Source organism: Pedobacter kyungheensis (assembly GCF_000812965.1).
GTDB classification, from domain to species: Bacteria; Bacteroidota; Bacteroidia; order Sphingobacteriales; family Sphingobacteriaceae; genus Pedobacter; species Pedobacter kyungheensis.
Genome location: NZ_JSYN01000017.1, coordinates 1 through 22,871, shown reverse-complemented (window position 1 = coordinate 22,871; position 22,871 = coordinate 1). Strand labels below are relative to the sequence as shown.

Here is a 22,871-nt window from a genome sequence, read left to right as displayed (position 1 = left end):
TTAATTTAAAAAAAACATGAAAAAAATCTTTCTTTCTGCTTGCATCCTGTTAGCAGTTACGCAAATATCAAAAGCACAAAAAGGCTTTAAACCATTGTTTGATGGTAAAACTACAACTGGCTGGCACACTTACAACAAAACTACTGTTGGCAGTGCATGGCAGGTACAAGATGGTGCATTGCATTTAGATTTAGCTACCAAAGGAAAAGATGGTGGTGGTGATTTGGTTACCGATAAAGAATACGGCGATTTCCATTTAAAATACGAGTGGAAAGTTGCACCAAAAGCCAACAGTGGACTTATTTTTTATGTGCACGAAGAGCCTAAATACCATGCAACTTACTCTACTGGTTTAGAAATGCAGGTAATTGATAACGACGGTCACCCTGATGGTAAAATTACCAAACACCGCGCGGGCGATTTATATGATCTTGTAAAAAGTTCATCAGAGCCTGTAAAAGCAGTAGGCGAATGGAACAAAGCTGAAATTATCAGCAAAAAAGGTAAATTAACCTTAATCCTAAACGGTGTTGAAGTTGTAAAAACTACCCTTTGGGATGAGAGCTGGAAAAAAATTGTAGCTGGCAGTAAATTTGCAACCTGGGAAAACTGGGGAACTTTCAAAACCGGTAAAATTGCATTGCAAGATCATGGTGATGAGGTTTGGTACAAAAATATCTCTATAAAAGAACTATAATAGAGGTAGAAGGTGTAAGGTTGAAGGCTAGAGGTTTCCTTTCATGCGCCTTAACCACATAAAGGTATAGGGTTGAAAGGATTTTCTTTCTTTTGCTCTAACCCGCACCTAAAACCTTAAAAATAATAAGGCAGGGCGTAAAGTAAGGCCGAAGATTTATATCTTTAGCTTAACCTTACGCCTTAAACCGTAAACCTAAAAACCTTATATAAACCAAATGAATAACACTACTCGCTTTAAACTTTCTGCCATGATGTTCCTGGAATTTTTTATCTGGGGCGCCTGGTTTGTTACCCTTGGTACTTTCTTAGGAAATAACTTAAAAGCTACAGGCGCCGAAACCGGTGCTGTATTTTCTACTCAATCGTGGGGTGCAATTATTGCCCCTTTTATTGTTGGTTTAATCGCCGACAGGTATTTTAATGCAGAGCGCATTTTAGGTGTTTTACACATTATCGGCGCTGTATTGATGTACCAAATGTACAATGCAACCGATGTTAGCGTATTCTATCCTTACGTTTTAGGTTACATGATTTTGTTCATGCCTACCCTAGCCCTGGTAAACTCCGTTTCTTTTAATCAGATGAAAGATCCGGAGAAAGAATTTTCTTCTATCCGTATTTTCGGAACCATTGGCTGGATTGCTGCCGGTTTATTAATCAGCTACTTCTTCCACTGGGATTCAAAAGAAGGCACAGAAGCAGGCTTGCTAAAAAATACTTTCCTGATGGCTGGTATTGTTTCTTTAGCTTTAGGCTTGTTCAGCTTTACTTTACCTAAAACGCCACCTAAAGTTTCATCAGATGAAAAAATTACCATTTCGGATGTATTGGGTCTTGATGCCTTAAAATTATTAAAAGACAGGAACTTCCTGATTTTCTTTATCTCTTCAATCCTGATTTGTATTCCGTTGGCCTTTTATTACCAGAATGCAAACCCATTCCTTTCTAATATTGGCATGGATAACCCAACTGGTAAAATGACTATCGGTCAGGCTTCAGAAGTGTTGTTCTTATTGTTTATACCTGTATTTTTTAAACGTTTCGGCTTTAAAATGACCATCCTGGTAGGTATGCTGGCATGGGCTGTACGTTACGCCCTCTTTGCTTATGGTAACGCCGGCGAACTAAGCTTCATGCTGATTTTAGGTATTGCCTTACACGGGGTATGCTACGATTTCTTCTTTGTTTCTGGTCAGATTTATACTAACTCTAAAGCCGGCGAAAGATTTAAAAGCTCTGCTCAGGGCTTAATTACTTTGGCTACCTATGGTGTAGGTATGTTAATCGGTTTTGCTGTTGCTGGTAAAATATCTGATGCCTACAAAGCGGTAGATGGCACTATGGACTGGAAAATGATCTGGATCATTCCTGCTGGTATTGCCCTGGTTGTATTTTTGCTTTTTGCATTAGTATTCAACGATAAAACAAAATCGGAAGTAGAAGCTAAAACTGTTTAATATGGCCTCAAAAATCAACAGAAGAAACGCGTTAAAGAATATTGTTGCAGGTACTGCGGCAGTGGGTGTTTCTTCAGGACTATCAGCCTTAGCAATGGATAAACCAGAATCAAACGAGCCGCTCAGGCTAAAAGGAAATATTAACCATGCGGTATGTCGCTGGTGTTTTAGTAGTTTCGATGTAGAAGCACTTTGCGTTGAAGCCAAAAAAATTGGGATTAAAGGCATTGATCTGGTAGGTCCGAAAGACTGGCCTACCTTAAAAAAACATGGTTTAGAATCGACTATGTGCAATGGCGCCGAAATTAACCTGGTTGATGGTTTTAATGATGAAAAATTCCATGAAAAGCTGATCAAAAACTATACTGAAATGATTCCGCTTGTGGCGGCTGCAGGTTATAAAAACCTGATCTGCTTTAGCGGTAACCGCCGTGGCAAAGACGACGAAACCGGATGGAACAACTGCGTAAAAGGACTTAAACAATTAATTCCTTTAGCCGAAAAACACAATGTGGTACTGGTAATGGAACTTCTAAACAGTAAACTAAACCACAAAGATTACCAATGCGACAGAACCTCGTGGGGTGCTGAGCTTTGCAAACGTGTAGGCTCAGAAAACTTCAAATTGCTTTACGATATTTATCACATGCAAATTGATGAAGGTGATGTGATCAGAAACATCAGAGATTATCACCAATACATTGCGCACTATCACACTGCAGGTGTACCGGGTCGCAATGAAATAGACGATACCCAGGAGTTGTATTATCCTGCAATTATGAAAGCCATTGCCGAAACAGGTTTTAAAGGTTATGTTGCACAAGAATTTATACCTAAACATGCAGACAAAATAGCCTCGTTAAAAAAGGCAGTTGAGATCTGCGATATTTAATCTACGTTATGATATCAAGAAGAAATTTTATAATAAACAGCAGTATGGCTGCAGCAGCAGCACTACTGGTTCCATCATTTGTTTTCGCAGCTGCCGATAAAAGAGCAGTTGGTCTGCAACTTTACTCTCTAAGAGATGAATTGCCAAAAGATGTAAAAGGAACCATCGCAAAAATTGCCAAAGCTGGCTTCAAAGAAGTAGAAACCTACGGTTTTTCGATCAAAGATCAGTTCTGGGGTTTAACACCGGTACAGTTAAAAAAACTGCTTGATGATAATGGATTAAAAGCACCAAGTGGTCACTATGGCTTAGGAAGTTATTTAAGCGACGGTAACACCACCGAATTAAAAGCTGCAATTGCCGCAGCTAAAGTGCTTAAAAGTGAGTATGTAACCATTCCATGGTTGGATTCTGGTATCAGAAAAAATGCTGAAGATTACAAGAAAATTGCCGCACGTATAAACGAAGCCGGTAAAATGTGTAAAGCTGCAGGTATCCGCCTGGCCTACCACAACCACAATTTCGAATTCGACAAAATTGGCGATACTACTGGTTACGAAATTCTGTTAAAAAATACCGATAAGAAATTAGTTGATTTTGAACTCGATTTGTATTGGGTAGTACGTTCAGGCAACGATCCTTTAAAACTGTTTAAAGAAAACCCGGGCCGTTTTACCATGTGGCATGTTAAGGATATGGATAAAGCCAACCCAGCCTTAAATGCAGAGGTAGGTACTGGTTCTATTAATTTCAAACCAATTTTTGCCCAGGCAAAACTTTCGGGCATGAAACATTTCTTTGTAGAGCACGAAACCAACTACAAACCAAACCCAATGGCTTCGGTTGCAGCGAGCTGCGCTTATATTAAAAAGGAAATTATTTAATTTTTTAAGTGATGAATTCAAGAAGAACATTCTTAAAGCAAGCAGGACTAGCTGCCGGAGCAGCCTTACTCATCCCCTCTTTCGCATTCGATAAACCCAAGAAAAATATCGGTTTACAACTTTATACCCTACGCGATGAATTACCAAAAGATGTAAAAGGTATTATCGAAAAGGTAGCTCAGGCTGGGTACAAAGAAGTAGAAACCTATGGTTTTTCTAATGGCAAGTTCTGGGGTTTAACACCAAAAGAATTTAAAGCCTTGTTAGATGCAAATGGTTTAAAAGCACCAAGTGGTCACTACGGCATGGACGACTTTGTAAAAACCGGAAAAACCGATAAATTAAAAGCAGATATCGAATCATCGGCGGCTATTGGTGGTAAATATTTTACCATTGCCGGTGCGCACGTTGATATGAGTAAAGGTGCAGATGGTTTTAAACAAACTGCCGAAAACTTTAACAAGGTTGCCGAAATTGCAAAAGCATCAGGCTTAAAATTTGCCTACCACAACCACGATTTTGAATTTAAAAAATTAGGTGATACCACTGGTTACGATGTTTATTTAAGCGAAACCGATAAAAACCTGGTTAACTTTGAAATGGATTTATACTGGGTAGTACGCTCAGGTAACGATCCGCTGGCTTTGTTTAAAAAGTATCCGGGCCGTTTCCCGATGTGGCACGTTAAAGATATGGACAAAACCAAACGCGAATGGAATACCGAGGTGGGAAATGGCTCAATTGATTTCAAAACCATTTTTGCCCAAGCCAAACTTTCAGGCATGCAACATTTCTTTGTTGAGCACGAAACCAATTACAAACCCGATCCAATCGGCTCTATTAAAACCAGTTGCGATTATATTAAAGCCAACCTGGTATAAACTTACCACGACCTTGCAGGTTTTCCATACCTGCAAGGTTTACTCTCCCCTTCCAGCTCGAAACCGTACCTCAGCTGATTTCTATTATATTTTCTTTAAAAAACAATATTATTTATTGAAAAAATAATATTTCTGCCATTAAAAGCAAATTAAATTGGTAACAATAGGGATATAAGCTTAATTTTTAGCATATTTGGGCTTACATCAAATGTTTAATAAAATATAATTAAAATTTAAAATGAAAGTAGCAGTAGTGGGTGCCACCGGTTTGGTAGGTACTGTCATGTTAAAAGTATTGGAGGAAAGAAATTTCCCTTTAACAGAGTTAATTCCCGTAGCATCTGAGAAGAGTGTTGGTAAGGAAATTACTTTTAAGGGTAAGAAGTTCCCAATTGTTAGCATGGATACCGCTATTAGCATGAAACCGGATATCGCTTTATTTTCAGCTGGTGGAAGCACCTCGTTGGAGCATGCTCCACGCTTTAAAGAAGCCGGAACTACAGTAATCGATAACTCTTCGGCATGGAGAATGGACCCAACCATTAAATTGGTAGTACCAGAGGTTAATGCCCACGAGCTTTCTATCGATAATAAAATTATTGCCAACCCTAACTGCTCTACCATTCAAATGGTTGTGGTTTTAAAGCCTTTACACGATAAATACAAAATTAAACGTGTAGTGGTTTCAACTTACCAATCAGTTACCGGTACCGGCGTAAAAGCTGTAGAGCAGTTAATGAACGAGCGTAAAGGCATTGATGGCCCTAAAGCTTATGCATACGAAATCGACTTAAACGTGCTTCCGCATATCGATGTTTTCACCGAAAACGGATACACTAAAGAAGAAATTAAGATGATTAAGGAAACGAACAAAATCATGAGCGATGACAGCATTAAAGTTACCGCTACAACCGTTCGTATTCCGGTAATGGGTGGTCACTCAGAGTCGGTTAATATCGAGTTCGAAAATGACTTCGATTTAGCAGAAGTACGCAGTATTTTAGAAAAAGCACCAGGTGTAATCGTTGTTGATGATGTGGCTAATTTAAAATACCCGATGCCGAAAGATGCACACGAAAAAGACGAAGTTTTTGTAGGCCGTATCCGTAGAGACGATTCAGTGCCTAAAGCTTTAAACCTTTGGATTGTTGCCGATAACCTGCGTAAAGGTGCTGCTACCAATGCAGTTCAAATTGCCGAATACCTGATTCAAAAAGAATTGGTTTAATCAATATTACAGGCCCCGATCAAAAATCGGGGCTTTTTTATGCGCGCTCCATTCATGAAAAATATCCCTATTGCCTTAATTTACTCGCGACTGTTAATTGGTTTTGCCATTATTTTACTCAGTGTTTTTCAGGCGACATATTATTCTTTTTTAGCCATTACACTCCTTTCTATTGGTTTGCTAACCGATGTTTTTGATGGTATCATTGCCCGCAGGCTCAATATCTCATCCGAAAAATTAAGGCGTTTAGATTCAAGCATTGACCAGGTATTTTTCATTTCAGTGGCTGTGGCTACTTACATCCAATGTCCTGATTTTTTCAAAGATAACCTGGTTAAGCTCGTTGTTCTGGTTGCATTTGAAGCTTCAACCTATTTGGTAAGTTATCTTAAATTTAAAAGAGAGATTGCAACCCACTCCATTGGGGCCAAAATATGGACACTAATTTTATTTGCCACGCTGATAGAGGTAATGGCACATTGCCAGTCAGTTGTATTGTTTGAGCTTTGCCTTTGGGTTGGTTTAACCACCCGTTTAGAAATCCTGGCTATTGTTTTCACCCTCAAAAAATGGACAAATGATGTTCCCACCATTTACCATGCAGTAAAACTCAGAAAGGGAAAAGAAATTAAACGGAATAAGTTGTTTAACGGGTAGTTACCTGGTTAGAAAGATATACCTAAAAAATCGTAATCACTAAATTACAAATCAAAAAACTAAGGTAATCAGCAAATTATAACTAATTTAGTGATTTGCACCGCATCACAAATGAAATTTTTAAGATTACTTGTCGTACTGCTCTCCCTCTCCATTACTAATATCTTTGCACAGAGCAGGATCCAAAATATAGAGAAAGCTTTTAACAACCTCCTGAACGACGAACAGGCTAAACATGCCCTGGTATCGCTTTGCGTGTTGGATGCCAATACCGGCAAAACGCTTTTTGCCCATAACGAGCAGATTGGCCTTGCCACAGCTTCGACCTTAAAAACGATCACCGCAGCAACTGCTTTTAGTGTTTTAGGCAAAGATTTTCAGTATCAGACTACCTTGGCTTATTCGGGTAAAATCACTACCGATGGAACCTTAAAAGGTAACCTGATTATCATTGGGAACGGCGACCCTACATTGGGCTCATGGCGCTACCAGAACAAAGAAAACGCAGTTTTAACGCAGTGGGTAGCTGCCATAAAATCGGCTGGCATAAAGAAAATTGAAGGTGCCATCATTGGTGATGACCGTATTTTTGGTACCCAAACCACTCCGGAAGGCTGGGTTTGGCAAGATATAGGCAACTATTATGGTGCAGGCACTTCAGGGCTGGCCTGGCGCGAAAATCAGTTCGATATCCACCTTAGACCTGGCAGCAGTACAGCCGATGAAGTAAAAATCGTAAAAACTGTTCCGGCTACGCCCTATGTTCAAATTGTAAATGAATTAAAAACCGGCGCAGCGGGTACGGGCGACAGAAGTTATGCTTTCTTCCCTCCCTATAGTAATGTGGCGTACCTTCGCGGTAGCTGGGGAATGGGAATTGGTAAAACAGGCATTTCGGTTGCACTACCAGACCCCGCTTTCGATTGCGCTTACCGTCTGCAGGATACACTGAAAAGACTGGGTATAAATACTAATCAGCAGGCTACCACCACCCGCCTGATGGCTTTAAGTAACCAGCCTGTTCCGACGGTAACGCAAAAAATAAGTACCATCAGCTCTCCTACCCTGAGCGAAATAACTTATTGGTTTTTAAAGAAAAGTATTAACCTGTATGGCGAAAGTTTATTAAAAACCATTGCCTTAAAATCGGGAAAGGAAGCCAGTACGGCAAAAGGTGCTGAAGCCGAAATTGCTTTCTGGACCAACAAAGGCATCGAAAAATCGGCATTGAATATTATCGATGGCAGCGGGCTTTCGCCGGGCGACAGGATTACAACAGCAGCTATGGCCAGCATTTTATTTCAGGCACAAAAAGAGGTCTGGTTTCCCGATTATTACAAAGCCTTTCCGGAATATAACGGAATGAAAATCAAAAGTGGAACTATAAACGATGTTTCAGCATTTGCCGGTTACCATACCGATGCCGCCGGGAACAAATATATTGTGGTAATTAATATTAACAACTATAGCGGAAGCGGCATCAATAAGAAATTATTTAAGGTATTGGATGAATTGAAATAAAAATTAAGGATAAAAAACGCATCCTTAAAAGTGTTAATATTATTGCTTGAAGAATCGTCTTAAAGATCAGCAACTTGATTAAATTTTTAATATTTTGTATTTTTGATCTATGGAAATAACGATCGATATTGGTTATGAACAATTGCTTGCAGCGATAAGAAAACTTCCCGCCGCAAAAATCGAACAATTAAAATCGGTTTTAAATGACGAGTTTATTGAGCAAAAAGCTGCTAATGACTTATCAGATTTTCAGGATTTTTTACTCAAAGCTCCTATTATGAGCAAAGAGCAATATGAAAAACACAAAAGCGACAGAAAAAACTTCAATTCATGGAGAATGGAATAGTCTGTTTAGACACTTCAATTTTAATTGATTTTTATAGAAAGCAAATAAAGGAGAAAAGTGCTTTTTATAAATTAACTAAAGTCTACAAACTTTTTGCTGTGTCGATCATTACTGAATATGAAATTATGATTGGCGCTAAACCAGACGAAATAGTTTTTTGGAAAGCCTTTTTCGATAAAATAACTATACTTCCATTTGATAAAGATGCAAATGATAAGGCCATAGAAATCACCAGATACCTTAAGAATAAAAACACTTTAATTGAAATTCCAGATATTTTTATTGGCGCAACAGCTTTATCCAGAAACATAAAAATAGCTACATTAAATAAAAAACATTTCGAAAGAATTATGAATTTAGAATTGATTGCTTTGTAAGTTAACCATCTCAATCAATCTAAAACACTATCATTCAAAAAATTGATTTTGAATATTAACCATGCCACTACCACATTTACAGGTACCAGCATCAGTCCTAAGCCGAAAAGAATAAGCAAATAAGACAAGAAAAACTGGCCGAAAACCAAAATCAGAAAAGTTTTAACCTGTATTTTATCCAGTAAAAGAAAACTCCTGAATAACAGGACGACTGAAAATGCAAATGCAATCAGCACCAGAGCAGTTATCGTGTCAAAGCGCGTTAAAATCCAGCATATTTCGGGAAGCAGTAAAATGAGATGGTTTAAGCCAAAGCTAAAAAACACTTTTACTTTAGGGATAGGAAAATTAGCCAGGAAAGACAAATAGCGGTCGTTAAAAAGTTTTTCCTGATAAATAAGCACAACATGCGATACAACCACGCACGAAGTAATAAGCATCAGTAACCTGAAATTATCTTCCAGATCTGAAAAAAGGATAAAAACACTCGAAATTAAGGCCCAGGAAAGTAATTTAGTTAACAGGTAAGGCAGCTTAGCTTGGTTAAACACTTGAAATACATACAATAAAAAAACAGGTTTATTCCATTTCCTGCTGATCCTGATCAACCAGCTAAATTTACTGGCTGCTATTAAACGGTTATTTTCTTTCAAACAGATATAAGCGCAGCCCATAATCAGTAACGGCTGGAAACACACAATACCAATTGAAATCAGATAATAACCAAATACGAGCCCGATAATACCCGCATATAAGGTATAACACAATACAGGGATAAATAAGTAAGCCTGCACCTTACACCATACTGAAAACTGCTTCCTTTTAGGAGAAGCGGTAAAACTATAGTACAAAAATTCATGCTGTGGTAAGGCAAGCTGGCTTAATACGTATTGCAAACCTTTATAAGCGTATAATACACTTGCAAACAGATAAAAACCCATTATTAAGGGGTTGCTAACCAAACTAATGGTAAAGAAAAATTGCCAAAAATTGATCTGATCAGGCATTACTGTACCCAGTGTATTGATAAACAAACAATAACTAATCAACATGACAAAAACGAATACCAGCATACCGGCATGGCTCCGGTAAAATCCGTTAACAAATATTTTTCTTAAAGCCAGGTTTGAAAGCTGCAGCATTAAAAGTTCAGGCTTAGTTTTTTGTCTCCAATATTAATTTGCTTTAGTCCGGGCAGTTTTATAGTTTCCAATGACTGGTGCGAGGACAAAAGAAAGCTAATCTGCTCTTGTGCGTGTTTTTCATTAATCCAGCGATAGAGCACCTCCAACGAATCAGCGTCAAGCGCATTCAAAGGTTCATCCAACAAAATCAACCTGGGCTTTCCTAAAAAGGCGAGTACCAGCGAAAGCTTTTTTAGCATACCACTTGAATAGGAACTTAAATGATTGTTTACATATGCTTGCATCCCCATTTCGGTAAGCAATGCTTGCGATTGATCCACACCTGCACCTTTAGCTTTAGCAAAAAGACCGATCATTTCTGCTCCTGTTAAAAATTCAGGAAATAAAGGTTCTGCAGCAGCAAAATTGACCAGCTTCCGATAGGCAACCCCATGATTTTTTAAATAGGTGGTACCAATTGCAATATCGCCTTGAAAAGACAGTATGCCAGCTATTGCCTTTAACAGCGTGCTTTTTCCAGATCCATTGCTTCCTTTTATCCAGAAAACACCGGTGGGAAGTTTAATATTAGCTATCTTTAAAACCTGATGGCCGGAATAAGATTTTTCAAACTGACTGAAGTGTAGCATAAAACCATTTTATTTTCGACTTTGATTTTGATAAAAAGTTACAAATCGTGTCCATCCAAACTGAACCTTATACCATGCAACTCGTTTTACGCCCTTTTTCACTTACAGATGTTGATGACCTGGTAAAACATGCCAATAATTTCAACATATCTAAATACCTTACCAATAAATTCCCCTTTCCATACGGACAAAAAGATGGCGAAGGCTTTATTCAGTTTGCTTTAAGCCACCAGCCTTTACAGGTTAAAGCCATAGTGGTGGATAATGAAGTAGTGGGATCAATTGGGATACACCAACTCGCCGATATTTATAGCAAAAGTGCAGAAATAGGCTATTGGATTAGTGAATCCTATTGGGGGAAAGGAATTGTGCCGCAAGCCGTAAAAGAAATGTTAAAGTATGGTTTTGAGACTTTTGATATCGACCGGATTTTTGCGCGGACTACCCATACCAACCTGGCCTCGCAACAGGTGCTGAAAAAAGCAGGTTTCATTTTCGAAGCAGAGCTGAAATCGACCATTTTTAAACATGGTGAATATTTTGACGAGCGGATTTTTGGTTTCCGCAAGCATCAGCTGGCTTAAACCAAACAGCTAAAAGATCTTGCTAAAACCGAAGCTTTATCCGTAAATTAGTATAAACCAAAAACAACAAAACCATGAAATTATTTAACAAAGCTGTAGCACTGCTAATGGTGCTATTGGGCCTGGCCAATTTAACCAGTGCGCAAGGTTTAAAAATTCCGCAACCCAGCAGTGGGCAAACCATTACACAAGATTTTGGCTTAGGTAAAATTACCTTAACCTACTCCCGTCCGAATGTTAAAGGGCGCACAATTTTTGGCGGCATGGAACCTTTAGGGGTAGTTTGGCGTACAGGTGCCAATGCAGCCACGCGAATTAAATTTACGGAAGACGTTAAAATTGAAGGTAAAGATTTGCCGGCAGGTGAATATGGACTGTTTAGTATTCCCGGTAAAAAAGAATGGACGGTTATTTTTAACAAAATTGCCGATCAATGGGGCGCTTACAAATATAAGGAAAGCGACGATGTATTGCGCGTAACGGTAAAAACTACTGCTTTAAAAGATAAGGTAGAAACCCTTACCATGCAATTTGGCGATGTAACCGAAACTTCTGCCCAGCTCAATGTAATGTGGGAACATAGTGCTTTCGCAGTAAATATGACTACTTCTATTGATGAAAAAGTAATGGCCAATATTGCTGAGGCGATGAAAGGTGAAAAGAAACCTTATTTTGCTGCCGCTCAATACTACTTCCAAACTGGTAAAGATTTAAAAACAGCTTTAGCATGGATGACTGAGGCAGAAAAATCTGATCCAAAAGCCCCCTGGTTTAAACTGTGGAAAGGCCGTATTCAGTTAAAAATGGGTGATAAAGCGGGTGCAATGGCTACTGCGCAGCAAGGAATTGATGCTGCCAAAGCACAAAAAATTGATGAGTACGTTCGTCTGAACTCAGAACTTTTGACACAAGCTAAAAAATAAGGAAGTAGCGTTTCTGTGGGCGAGACACCAACCGAAAAAACTCCCCTCAATCCGTCATTTCGAGCGGAGCGCAGCGAAGTCGAGAAATCTGTCTCAAGATAGATCTCTCGACTTCACTGCGTTTCACCCTATAGCTATCGGATGAAGGCAACGGTATTAATGAAATATGTTTCCCCCTATAAATTACCGACCCCAGGTAAATAAACCTGATCCGATAGCTATCGGATGAAACGAAAAGCCCGCAATCCCGGTTTTTCATCGGGAGCGGACTTGTAGTGAGCGGGATCAGGCCCAACAGATGCATTGCTGCAATTGCTTTTCAAAAAAAGTATTATGACCTAAGTCGCTAAAGATCATCAGTTGCAATATGAACCGGCAACCAATATTAACTTAAAATTAATCATCGGTTAACTCGAACAACTATCATAACATTAAGCCTCAAAAGGCTTTATTTATTTAAAAATTATACTAACTTTGATGTTGCGCTTAGTAATTGTACTTTGTACACTAAGCAGGTTAAGAAATCAACAAAAAATTAAAATAAAATGAGCATAATTGTTAATGTCCATGCGAGACAAATCCTCGATTCGAGAGGAAATCCAACAGTAGAAGTAGAAGTTGCAACAGAAGCCGGTGCATTTGGCCGTGCTGCAGTACCAAGTGGTGCATCTACCGGACAATATGAAGCTGTTGAATTACGTGATGGAGATAAATCTACATATTTAGGTAAAGGCGTTTTAAAAGCAGTTGAAAATGTAAATACTAAAATTGCTGATGCATTAAGAGGTATTGATGTTTTTGAACAAAACGCAATTGACAAACTTATGTTAGACCTTGATGGTACCGAAAACAAAGGTAACTTAGGTGCTAATGCTATTTTAGGTGTTTCTTTAGCTGTAGCCAAAGCTGCTGCTGATGAAATTGGCCAGCCATTATACCGTTACATTGGCGGTGTAAATGCAAACACTTTGCCTATCCCGATGATGAACATCATCAATGGTGGTTCTCACTCTGATGCCCCTATCGCATTCCAGGAATTTATGATTATGCCAGTAGGCGCACCTTCTTTCTCTGAGGCATTACGTTGGGGAACTGAAGTTTTCCATAGCCTGAAAAAAATTCTTCACGACAGAGGTTTATCTACTGCTGTAGGTGATGAAGGTGGTTTTGCACCAACTTTTGATGGTACTGAAGATGCAATTGAAACTGTATTAAAAGCAATTGAAACTGCTGGTTACAAACCAGGTTCGCAAATCTGCCTAGCTTTAGATTGTGCTTCATCTGAGTTTTACAAAGATGGTAAATACGATTATACTAAATTTGAAGGTGCTACCGGTGTGATTCGTTCAAGCGAAGAGCAGGCACAATACTTAGCTGATCTTTCTGCTAAATATCCAATTATCTCTATCGAAGATGGTATGGATGAAAACGACTGGACTGGCTGGAAAAGCTTAACTGATAAAGTTGGCGATCGCGTTCAATTGGTTGGTGATGATTTATTTGTAACCAACGTAACCCGTTTACAACGTGGTATTGACGAAGAAACTGCAAACTCTATCCTGGTAAAAGTTAACCAAATAGGTTCGTTAACTGAAACCATCAATGCGGTAACTTTAGCACAAAACAGTGGTTATACTTCGGTAATGAGTCACCGTTCTGGCGAAACTGAAGATGTTACGATTGCTGATTTAGCTGTTGCTTTAAACTGCGGACAGATTAAAACCGGTTCGGCTTCACGTTCGGACAGGATTGCAAAATACAATCAATTATTACGTATTGAAGAAGAATTGGGCGAAAACGCACGTTTCATCGGTTCAAAATTCAAATACGCTAAAAAATAATAGCATAGTGTTAATAAGTTGAAAAACTTTTTTGTGAAACATCCGGAGATTTTAAATCTTCGGATGTTTTTATTTTAATACTATATTTGCTTGTTGAATTTGATCTTCCAAGATCTGACATCAAAAATCTCATATCAATATATGAAACGTTTAATAGACCTTTTCCGCAATAAATATTTCCTGGCAACAGTTGCTTTTGCCATGTGGATGCTATTTTTCGATAAAAACGATATGATGTCGCAATACGAATACCGTAGCCAGGCGAATAAGTTGCAGGAAGAAAAAGAATATTTCGAGAAAGAAACTGCCCAGGTGAAAAAAGATTTAAACGAGCTGAATACCAATTTAAATACAGCCGAAAAATTTGCCCGCGAAAAATACTTCATGAAAAAAGACAATGAAGATGTTTTTGTGATTATCCAGGAAGAGAAGAAGGATTAATTTTCAGTTGGCAGTTAGCAGTTAGCAATTTTCAGTTAGGAGTTAACAATTAGAATAACCTAACAATAAATCAATGGAACAATTTGTTCCATACAGTTAACCGATTAAACAATTCAAACAGTTAACCTATCTAAATGCTCCACATCCTCTACATTATAGCCATTACAGCCGAAGCTATGACCGCAGCACTTTCTGCAGGCAGGCGCGATATGGATTGGGTAGGCGTTTGTATTATTGCCTGGGTTACTGCATTAGGTGGTGGTACAGTTAGAAATGTATTGTTTGGCCATTATCCCATGAGCTGGGTAGAACATCCCGAATATTTAGTGATAACTGCTGCAGCAGCTTTATTGGCGGCATTTGTTGCTTCCATTATGACCAAACTCAAAAAACTGTTCCTTTATCTGGATGCTTTGGGTTTAGTGGTATTTACGATCATTGGTTGTCAGGTAGCTCAAACCATCCATTTACCTTATTTAATTGTATTATTCAGTGGTATGATAACTGGTTGCGCAGGTGGCGTACTTCGCGATGTGCTTTGTAATGAAGTGCCTTTCCTTTTCCGCAAAGAGATTTATGCCAGCGCCGCCATCGTTACCGGGGCTGTTTATATCGGTGTAGAGCATTTTCATGGAAGCGAAATGCTGGCCACTGTTTCAGCGGCTGTGGTTGGCTTAGCTTTAAGGCTCCTTTCTATCCGCTACGAGTGGCACATGCCAAAGTTTGTTTACCGGGATGAATGGCATTAGGTCTCTGTGGTGTCAGATGTTACCATCTGACACAGGAGTATATCAATCAAAGATATCTCTGTAATCAGTTATTTTAATAACACTGTCTTCATTTCCAAGATAAAAAGCAGCACTACTATACTTATAATCTTCAGGATAATTACACAAATTCCAATGAGATTGTAATGGATTTTGATGAATATATTCCAATTTAATCTCTAAAAGTTCTTTGCTACCTATCCAAACATCATCAAATCTGTCATCCCAAACTTTAAACACCTGCTTCTCATTTGCAATCCTGATCCAATTAAGCAAGGGGCTTCCGTTAACTTCAAGGTGTTTACGTATTTCAAATGCACAGAACTTTTTCAGATCGCGCATGGTATTCGACAATTTATTTTCTTTATTGAAATAGAGTAAAATATGAAAATGATTGGGCATGATTACATAACCAAGAATTGAAATCTTATATTTAAGCGCAACGAAGTTTAAACTGTTAGCAACTATTAGTTTACAAAGATCACTTTCAAGCAGCCTTATATGTTTATAGCAACTTGTGGTAACAAAAAAGCATTTTTTCCCGAGAAATAAGTTCCTGTTTCTTAATCCCATAATAACTAGTGTCGTGGTGTTGGGTGTTGCCACCCGACACTTTTCTAATACTTTCTAATTAATTAAACATCATCAATTAATCACAAAAAAAACAATCTATCCGTCAGATGGTAACATCTGACGGCACGCGTTCAAACTCCAAACTTACAGTTCCCCATTCCGTTTCCTTAAAAACCACTCTGTACCCAGTAAAATCAGTACCAATCCGAACAGCCATTTCATATTAATTAACTCATCGTACTTGCGGTCTTCGTAGCTGATGGTTTTGATGTTTTCATTTTTCAGGATTTCATCTGCAATTTTGAGCAGATTGGCAGGCATAAAAAGCTTACCGTTACTTTGTTTGGCAATGGTATTCAGCAACTGGTGATTGGCCGTTGTTTGCTGATATTCGGCGATTAAAGCGTTTACATAGAAACTGCCTGTGGCGCTGAATTTCTTTCCGCCCAATACTGTATTGGCCAAATACGAATAATTACCCGCAGGCATGGCACCTGCATCTAACTGATAACCCGTTTCCGTTTTGGAAAAAGTGTAGTTGAAAACCTTACCGGCTTCATTTTTAACCTGCAGATTTACTTCTGGCTCGTTAACTGCCTGGTAGCTGTCGTTATAAAGCGTTCCGTTAAACTGAATGCTTTCATTTTCATCATAAGCTGCTTTGGCCGTAAATACTTTAAACCTGCGCTTATCATCCTTAACAGAAAGATACTGAACAGTTTTTGAAATCAGGTCGTTTAACACCGATTGTGGAGCTTCATTTTCGGCTTCCGAAAGTTTCCAGCGCCATAAGCCTTCTCCCATTAAATAACCCGCCTTAGAACCATTTTCGCTGGTAAAAAACAAAAGCGGTTGCTGCGTACTCACTTTACCTATGCGCTGGTTAAAAACGGGTGTAGCACCGGCATTAACGGTTAATCGGCCAAAGGGAGCCAGTAATGGATCGAAAGTGGCAAACTGCTTTTTATCCTCCTCACTTAAGTTAAAACTGGTAAAACCATTGGCAAAATCGGGGTAAACTTCCTGTACGGAACCATTTGCCGAAGCCAAATTAACCTGGCCCTGCAGCTGGTTAAAAGCAGTGATGTTACTTTGACCACCCAAAATGTACCAAATGGGTTTCTTTACCGATTTAAGTTTTTGCAAAAAGCCTGCTGAAAGGTTCTGCACATCGGGTAATTGATAGAGTACAATTAAATCGAATTTAGCGGGATCTGTAGCGTTTAAATCGTCGGCCAGTGCCAGTTTGGCCTCGTAGTGCTTATTGAGCGAAATAGCCTCCTTTAAAACACCTAAATCCGGATGTGGGCCAGCAGCAGCCAGCAATACTTTTTGTCTGCCATCAATAACCTCCACGTAAAAGCTCTGGCTGTTGTTTCTCGTGGTCATTTCGTTTGGCAACGTACCGAGTTGCACCGTGTATTTTTGCACGCCAATTTTGCCGGCATGTAGTTTAACGGGAATGGTTTTGACAAAAGAATTTCCATTAATCGCAATATTTTGTTCTGCTACTTTACTCCCATTTTGGGCAATCGTTAAGCTGGTATTTTCGCCATTCCCCTGAAAGGCCTGCACCTGAATTTCAACCATAAAATCATCATCCAGATAAACAATATTATTGTAATTCACATTTGAGATCAAGACATCGCGTTTCGGAATGCTATCGCCCAACGCAATGGTATAAACCGGCGCATTGATTTGATTAATGCTATACAGCGGATTGCCGCCGTGGTTAAAAATACCGTCTGTAGCCAAAATAACAGCCCCAATGTTACGGTTGGTATATTCGTCCTGCACTTTACGGAAAAATGCCGCTGCATCAGTTAATTTACCCTGATTTTTAAAATCTAATCCATCAGCAGCCTGATCTGAAAAGTGATAGGTGTTTACTTCGTACTTATCAGATAATTTATCCTGCAAGGCCTTCAGGTTTTGTGCATACTGTTTCTCATCAAAACCCGGGGCTTTAACCTGCCCTACCGACAAGGAATTATCCTGACCGATGATGATAACGGGCTTATCGAGCGTATAATTTAAGGTTCTAATTAATGGAGCAAATAAAAGCCAGGCAATGGCGGTAACCACCAATATCCGTAATACGGCGAGTATATATTGAAGCTTTTTATCCAGGTTTTTATTATTTCGATAAAGTATCCAGGCATACAACAGGCCCAGTGCTAAACAACCGAGAAAGGATAAAACAGAAGTACCGGAAAAAAAGCTATTCATATTGCATAAAGATGGTAAATTTGATGGTATTTTCAAGGCTAATTAACTGCAAAGTATACAAAGAATTACGCAAAGCACAGCAAAGCTATTCTTCATCTGGTAATTAACTAAACTTAGCGTTCATTTTGCCATTCCAATAAACAAATCTCAGCGGCCTTTACGGTTAAAAAAATAAATTCGTTAGTTTTAACCAAATCAATTTATATGAAATTAATCTGTTTAACGTTTCTGCTATCTCTAAGCCTTATGGTCAATGCCCAAAATAATTTTAAAGCAACACAAATCAAATTTGAAAGAGTAGAAAAAGCATACCATGAAAAGTGGGAAACATTAAGGAAATTTATCCAGGCTGATGGGTTCGGAGATCAGTTTTCGATGTTAATTAATGCCTATAAAAGTGAAGGCAAACTGGAGATCTGGTTAAAAGGAAGAGCTGACAACAATTATAAGTTATTCCGCACTTACGACTTTTGTGCACACTCGGGTACCTTGGGGCCAAAAGTAATTGAAGGCGACGGACAAACACCTGAAGGTTTTTATTACATCAATGTTTTTAACCCGATGAGTAATTTCCACCTGTCTTTAGGTGTAAATTACCCAAACACTGTTGATTATGCCCGTACAGGTAAGGATAGGAGGCCAGGGAGCGACATTTATATCCATGGCAACTGCGTAACAGTTGGTTGCATCCCCCTAACAGATGAAAAAATTAAGGAAGTTTATATTTTGGGTGTTGAAGTTAGAAATGCCGGTCAGGAAAGGATTCCGGTAAACATTTACCCGTTCAAAATGACGAATGAAAATTTAAAGAAATATTCAGTGCAGTTCCCGGCCCAGGCTAGCTTCTGGAAATCGTTGCAGGCTGGATATTTAGCTTTTGAGCAGCATAAAACCCAGCCGAATGTTAGTGAAGTGAAAGGGAAATACGTTGTTAAATAGTTTTAAAGTTGAAAGGTTGGAAAGTTGCAAAGAAGGTAAAAGCTAAAAGGCGTAAGGTTTAGGGTCAATTCCCCTCCTTACGCCTTTATTATTTTATGGCTTTAGCAAAAAACCTTCCACCTTAAGCCTTCTACTTTCTACCTCTCTAGAGCATCCCGCCACAAACCGACAAAGTTTGTCCGGTTACATAAGCACTCATATCTGAAGCCAGGAACACACAAACGTTGGCAATATCTTCGGTTTCGCCAGCACGTTTTAACGGAATATCTTTTTCCCAGCCTTCAACCACTTTAGGATCTAAAACCTCGGTCATTTCGGTACGGATAAAACCCGGAGCTACTACGTTTGCACGGATATTTCTTGAACCCAGTTCTTTGGCTACTGATTTGGTAAAACCAATAATACCTGCTTTAGAAGCAGCATAGTTAGCCTGACCAGCGTTACCCTGAACGCCAACTACCGAACTCATGTTAATGAAAACACCTTTACGGGCTTTCATCATCACTTTAGAAGCTGCTTTAGTTACGTTAAAGATCGATTTTAAGTTGATATTGATTACATCATCCCAGTTTTCTTCGCTCATGCGCATTAACAAGCCATCTTTGGTAATACCAGCGTTGTTCACTACGATATCGATGGTTCCAAATTCAGCTACAATATCATTGATCAACTGCTCAGCCTCATCAAATTTAGATGCATCAGAGCGGTAACCTTTAACTTTAGTACCGAAGCTTTGCAATTCCTGCTCTAAAGCCTGACCTTTTTCTACTGATGATAAATAGGTGAATGCTACATTAGCACCTTGCTCTGCAAATTTTTCCGCTATTTTACGGCCAATTCCTTTTGATGCGCCGGTAATTAATGCTGTTTTTCCTTCTAGTAATTTCATTTATTATTATAGTTTGTCAGTCTGAGCCTGTCGAAGACTCAGCTGTTATTTAATTTTGTAGTTTGATAACTTCACAATTTCATCCCAATCTTCTTTAAATAATGCTTCCTTTTTCTTTCTACTCCATCCCTTCACCTGCTTTTCAAAGTCTATAGCATCTTCAATCTGATCAAATCTCAGGTAATATTTTAAAATTACCGGTCTCCTTGTAAAAGTATAAGCAAGCACATTTTCTCCATCGTTATGCTGGGTAAGTCTAATTTCCAGATCATTTGTTACGCCAACATAATAACTTTTATCTGCACACTCCAAAATGTAGACAAAATAATTATGTATCCTGGCCATAAATGATCTTTAGAAACATAAAGTTACTAAAAATATTCCTTGCCAAATTTGCCTTGTCTAGCTTGCCTAAATTGCCATGTCCTTCGACAGGCTCAGGATAACAACCAAACAGGATTGACTAATGACTTTTGACTAAGGCCTAAATAGCTGGTTCCTGCTGGCTTAAACAATGGAAACTACCCAAACCCCAGATAATATCAACCGAGTTGATCCCTACTACTTTACGGTCCAGGAAACAACCCTGAATAATATCCAAAGCCTTTTGGTCGTTCACATCATCAAAAACCGGAACGATAACGGCTGAATTGGCAATGTAAAAATTAGCGTAAGAAGCCGGCAAACGGGTATCATCGTAAATTACCGGCGAAGGCATAGGTAACTCCACAATGTTTAACGCACGGCCATCCTTCAGTTTCATTGCTTTTAAGGCCTCCAGATTCTCTTGTAACAATACATAGTTTTCATCCAGTGGATTACTTTCTACTACGGTTAAAACGGTATCCTCGTTTACAAAACGGGTAATATCATCAATATGACCATCGGTATCATCGCCAACAATTCCATCGCCTAACCACAACACCTGCTCCTGACCATAATATTCAAGCAAATACTGTTCTATCTGCTCTTTAGTTAAATGCGGATTGCGGTTTTCGTTTAACAAACAGGCAGTAGTGGTTAAAACCGTACCAGCGCCATTAAACTCTACCGAACCACCTTCCATTACAATATCAGGTGCAAACAAAGGCAGATTAAAGTTTTTAGCAATTTTAGTGGGTACAACGTCATCCAGATCAAACGGCGGATATTTTCCTCCCCAGGCATTATAGCCCCAGTCTACCACTGCTTTTTCATTTCCCTTTAACACAAATGCAGGACCATGATCGCGGCACCAGGCATCGTTGGTTTCGTTGAAATAAAATTCAATCTGCGTTAAATCGGCTCCAACTTTTTGAAGTTCGGCAATGGCAAAAGCTTTCATTTCTTCGTCTTTTACATTGATCCGTACTTTTTCGCCCTCAGCCACCACTTTAATAAACTGGCAATAAGGGGCGTAAATGGTTTCGATCTTACCCGGCCATGAGGCTTCTTTATGTGGCCAGCTTAACCAGGTAGCTTCATGTTTAGCCCACTCGGCAGGGAAAGCATAGCCTTGCTGTTTGGGTGAGTAATCGAATTGATTAATATTTAAATTTTCTCTAGGAGGGAAATTTGACATCTAATTTAATTTATAAAATGAATGGTCCGTGAGGACACGAACCATGGATTTTTAATTTATGGATTCTCGCTTTAGGCTTTGGTCTTTAAGCTTTCAGCTTAATCGCCATCCAGATACCTTTTCGTAATCGGTTGATACGAATCGATCCTTCTATCCCTTAAAAACGGCCAGTGTTTACGGAAAAAGTCTGACTGGGTTAAATCCAGTTCCACTACTTCAGTTTCTTCCTGATCGTGTGAAGCCAGATAAAGCAAACGCCCCTGGGCATTGGTAGCAAAGCTTCCACCCCAGAATTTCATAGCACCATCTTGTTCAAAGCCAACGCGGTTTACACTCACTACCGGAACACCATTGGCAACGGCATGCGAGCGCTGAATGGTTTGCCATGCATTATACTGATCTTTATTGGTTTCCTCATCCTGATCGGTAGCCCAACCAATTGCAGTTGGATAAAACATGATATCGGCTCCCATCAAAGCAGTGATGCGTGATGCTTCCGGATACCATTGATCCCAGCAGATTAAAATACCGATCTTCGCAAACTTGGTTTGGAAAACCTTGTAACCTAAATCGCCCGGCGTAAAGTAAAATTTCTCGTAGTACGCGGGATCGTCCGGGATGTGCATTTTGCGGTATTTACCTAAATAAGATCCATCGGCATCTAAAACGGCAGTAGTATTGTGGTATAAACCTTCAGCACGTTTTTCGAACAGTGAAGCAATAATTACTACGCCCAATTCTTTGGCAACTACCTGCAAGGCATCAGTTGATGGACCTGGAATAGCTTCTGCCAGATCGAAATTATCATAATCTTCAACATCGCAGAAGTAAAGGGATGTAAAAAGCTCCTGCAAGCACACAATTTGCGCACCTTTTGCAGCGGCTTCTCTTACTTTCGTAATCGCTTTATCTAAATTTTCCTGCTTATCTTTAGTACAGCTCATCTGCACCAGACCAACATTTACCTTCTTCATTTTTTAAAATTATTGGATGAGAGAACGATTGAACGAGTGCTTTTTAGTATCATTCAACCATTCAAAATGCTATCATTCTAAATCGGCTGCAAAGTTACTAAAAAGGTTTAAGGTATAAAGACAAAAAGGGTCGTCATCTCGACCGAAACGCCGTGGAGCGGAGAGATCTATCTCGAGACAGATTTCTCGGCTTCGTTGCACTCCGCTCGAAATGACGATAATGTGGTATCAGAATAAACAAATAGCCATAAAAAAGGCCTCAACTGGACATGCCCCAAAAAGTTAGACACTTTTTGGGGCATTTTTTATGAGTAGAAAACAAAAATATGACTATCAGTTTAAACTTGATTTAGTCAACAAGGTAATCAAAGAAGAACACTCTGTACATGAACTTTCCAATATGTATGGATTGGCTAAATCACAGTTACAATTTT

24 protein-coding genes are annotated in these 22,871 nt (G+C 39.1%); 16 read left to right on the top strand and 8 right to left on the bottom strand.

What is annotated here, in order from left to right; genetic code table 11:
* Positions 1-16 precede the first annotated feature (16 nt).
* The 10 genes from OC25_RS14565 (at position 17) to OC25_RS14520 (ending at position 8,942) form a co-directional block, all read left to right on the top strand.
* Complete coding sequence (locus OC25_RS14565) at positions 17-697, top strand: 3-keto-disaccharide hydrolase (RefSeq protein ID WP_039477355.1); 681 nt, start codon at positions 17-19, stop codon at positions 695-697.
* Positions 698-914: 217 nt separating this feature from the next.
* Complete coding sequence (locus tag OC25_RS14560; RefSeq protein ID WP_039477352.1) at positions 915-2,156, top strand: nucleoside permease; 1,242 nt, start codon at positions 915-917, stop codon at positions 2,154-2,156.
* A 1-nt stretch (position 2,157) separates the two neighbouring features.
* Positions 2,158-3,048, top strand: coding sequence for a hydroxypyruvate isomerase family protein (locus OC25_RS14555; RefSeq protein WP_039477350.1), 891 nt, complete (start codon positions 2,158-2,160; stop codon positions 3,046-3,048).
* An 8-nt stretch (positions 3,049-3,056) separates the two neighbouring features.
* Positions 3,057-3,932, top strand: a complete 876-nt coding sequence (locus tag OC25_RS14550; protein ID WP_039477348.1) for a sugar phosphate isomerase/epimerase family protein — start codon at positions 3,057-3,059, stop codon at positions 3,930-3,932.
* 11 nt (positions 3,933-3,943) lie between these two features.
* Positions 3,944-4,813, top strand: a complete 870-nt coding sequence (locus OC25_RS14545; protein WP_039477345.1) for a sugar phosphate isomerase/epimerase family protein — start codon at positions 3,944-3,946, stop codon at positions 4,811-4,813.
* A gap of 238 nt (positions 4,814-5,051) precedes the next feature.
* On the top strand, positions 5,052-6,041 hold the full coding sequence (locus OC25_RS14540) for an aspartate-semialdehyde dehydrogenase (RefSeq protein WP_039477342.1): 990 nt from the start codon (positions 5,052-5,054) through the stop codon (positions 6,039-6,041).
* 54 nt (positions 6,042-6,095) lie between these two features.
* Positions 6,096-6,698 carry a CDP-alcohol phosphatidyltransferase family protein gene (locus OC25_RS14535; RefSeq protein WP_039477339.1) on the top strand — a complete coding sequence of 201 codons (603 nt, stop codon included), beginning with the start codon at positions 6,096-6,098 and terminating at the stop codon, positions 6,696-6,698.
* Positions 6,699-6,809: 111 nt separating this feature from the next.
* Positions 6,810-8,219 (top strand): D-alanyl-D-alanine carboxypeptidase/D-alanyl-D-alanine endopeptidase, encoded by a 1,410-nt coding sequence (gene dacB, locus OC25_RS14530; RefSeq protein ID WP_052266225.1) that lies wholly within the window; start codon positions 6,810-6,812, stop codon positions 8,217-8,219.
* 109 nt (positions 8,220-8,328) lie between these two features.
* The gene (locus tag OC25_RS14525) at positions 8,329-8,565 is read left to right on the top strand and encodes a hypothetical protein (RefSeq protein ID WP_039477336.1); all 237 of its coding nucleotides are present in this window, start codon (positions 8,329-8,331) and stop codon (positions 8,563-8,565) included.
* Positions 8,550-8,942, top strand: coding sequence for a type II toxin-antitoxin system VapC family toxin (locus OC25_RS14520; protein ID WP_039477333.1), 393 nt, complete (start codon positions 8,550-8,552; stop codon positions 8,940-8,942). Before OC25_RS14525 ends, OC25_RS14520 begins: the two co-directional genes overlap by 16 nt.
* 14 nt (positions 8,943-8,956) lie before the next feature.
* Here OC25_RS14520 and OC25_RS14515 read toward each other — a convergent pair whose 3' ends face one another.
* Positions 8,957-10,084: a hypothetical protein gene (locus tag OC25_RS14515; protein ID WP_039477330.1), complete on the bottom strand. Its 1,128-nt coding sequence runs from the start codon at positions 10,082-10,084 to the stop codon at positions 8,957-8,959.
* Entirely contained in the window at positions 10,084-10,716 is a 633-nt protein-coding gene (locus OC25_RS14510; protein ID WP_039477327.1) for an ABC transporter ATP-binding protein, read from the bottom strand. Before OC25_RS14510 ends, OC25_RS14515 begins: the two co-directional genes overlap by 1 nt.
* Positions 10,717-10,763: 47 nt before the next feature.
* On the opposite strand from OC25_RS14510, the gene OC25_RS14505 reads away from it, so the two are divergent.
* The 5 genes from OC25_RS14505 (at position 10,764) to OC25_RS14485 (ending at position 15,254) form a co-directional block, all read left to right on the top strand.
* Positions 10,764-11,300, top strand: a complete 537-nt coding sequence (locus OC25_RS14505; RefSeq protein ID WP_209435597.1) for a GNAT family N-acetyltransferase — start codon at positions 10,764-10,766, stop codon at positions 11,298-11,300.
* A gap of 74 nt (positions 11,301-11,374) precedes the next feature.
* On the top strand, positions 11,375-12,223 hold the full coding sequence (locus tag OC25_RS14500) for a DUF2911 domain-containing protein (RefSeq protein WP_039477325.1): 849 nt from the start codon (positions 11,375-11,377) through the stop codon (positions 12,221-12,223).
* A gap of 545 nt (positions 12,224-12,768) precedes the next feature.
* Complete coding sequence (gene eno, locus OC25_RS14495) at positions 12,769-14,064, top strand: phosphopyruvate hydratase (RefSeq protein ID WP_039477324.1); 1,296 nt, start codon at positions 12,769-12,771, stop codon at positions 14,062-14,064.
* Positions 14,065-14,205: 141 nt separating this feature from the next.
* Complete coding sequence (locus OC25_RS14490) at positions 14,206-14,505, top strand: FtsB family cell division protein (RefSeq protein ID WP_025145767.1); 300 nt, start codon at positions 14,206-14,208, stop codon at positions 14,503-14,505.
* 134 nt (positions 14,506-14,639) lie between these two features.
* The gene (locus OC25_RS14485) at positions 14,640-15,254 is read left to right on the top strand and encodes a trimeric intracellular cation channel family protein (protein ID WP_039477321.1); all 615 of its coding nucleotides are present in this window, start codon (positions 14,640-14,642) and stop codon (positions 15,252-15,254) included.
* Positions 15,255-15,296: 42 nt separating this feature from the next.
* Here OC25_RS14485 and OC25_RS14480 read toward each other — a convergent pair whose 3' ends face one another.
* Together OC25_RS14480 and OC25_RS14475 are read right to left on the bottom strand one after the other, a co-directional pair.
* Positions 15,297-15,845 carry an REP-associated tyrosine transposase gene (locus OC25_RS14480; RefSeq protein WP_156131482.1) on the bottom strand — a complete coding sequence of 183 codons (549 nt, stop codon included), beginning with the start codon at positions 15,843-15,845 and terminating at the stop codon, positions 15,297-15,299.
* 144 nt (positions 15,846-15,989) lie between these two features.
* Positions 15,990-18,074, bottom strand: coding sequence for an ABC transporter permease (locus OC25_RS14475; RefSeq protein WP_039477314.1), 2,085 nt, complete (start codon positions 18,072-18,074; stop codon positions 15,990-15,992).
* A gap of 204 nt (positions 18,075-18,278) precedes the next feature.
* On the opposite strand from OC25_RS14475, the gene OC25_RS14470 reads away from it, so the two are divergent.
* Positions 18,279-19,013, top strand: a complete 735-nt coding sequence (locus tag OC25_RS14470) for a L,D-transpeptidase family protein (RefSeq protein ID WP_039477312.1) — start codon at positions 18,279-18,281, stop codon at positions 19,011-19,013.
* A 145-nt stretch (positions 19,014-19,158) separates the two neighbouring features.
* Here OC25_RS14470 and fabG read toward each other — a convergent pair whose 3' ends face one another.
* The 4 genes from fabG to OC25_RS14450 form a co-directional block, all read right to left on the bottom strand.
* Complete coding sequence (gene fabG, locus OC25_RS14465; protein WP_039477310.1) at positions 19,159-19,902, bottom strand: 3-oxoacyl-[acyl-carrier-protein] reductase; 744 nt, start codon at positions 19,900-19,902, stop codon at positions 19,159-19,161.
* Positions 19,903-19,947: 45 nt separating this feature from the next.
* A complete protein-coding gene (locus tag OC25_RS14460) occupies positions 19,948-20,247 on the bottom strand; it encodes a GIY-YIG nuclease family protein (protein WP_039477308.1) in 300 nt (99 codons plus the stop codon).
* Between the two features lie 139 nt (positions 20,248-20,386).
* Positions 20,387-21,463 carry an agmatine deiminase family protein gene (locus tag OC25_RS14455; protein ID WP_039477305.1) on the bottom strand — a complete coding sequence of 359 codons (1,077 nt, stop codon included), beginning with the start codon at positions 21,461-21,463 and terminating at the stop codon, positions 20,387-20,389.
* Between the two features lie 98 nt (positions 21,464-21,561).
* On the bottom strand, positions 21,562-22,437 hold the full coding sequence (locus OC25_RS14450) for a carbon-nitrogen hydrolase (protein WP_039477303.1): 876 nt from the start codon (positions 22,435-22,437) through the stop codon (positions 21,562-21,564).
* Positions 22,438-22,871 lie beyond the last annotated feature (434 nt).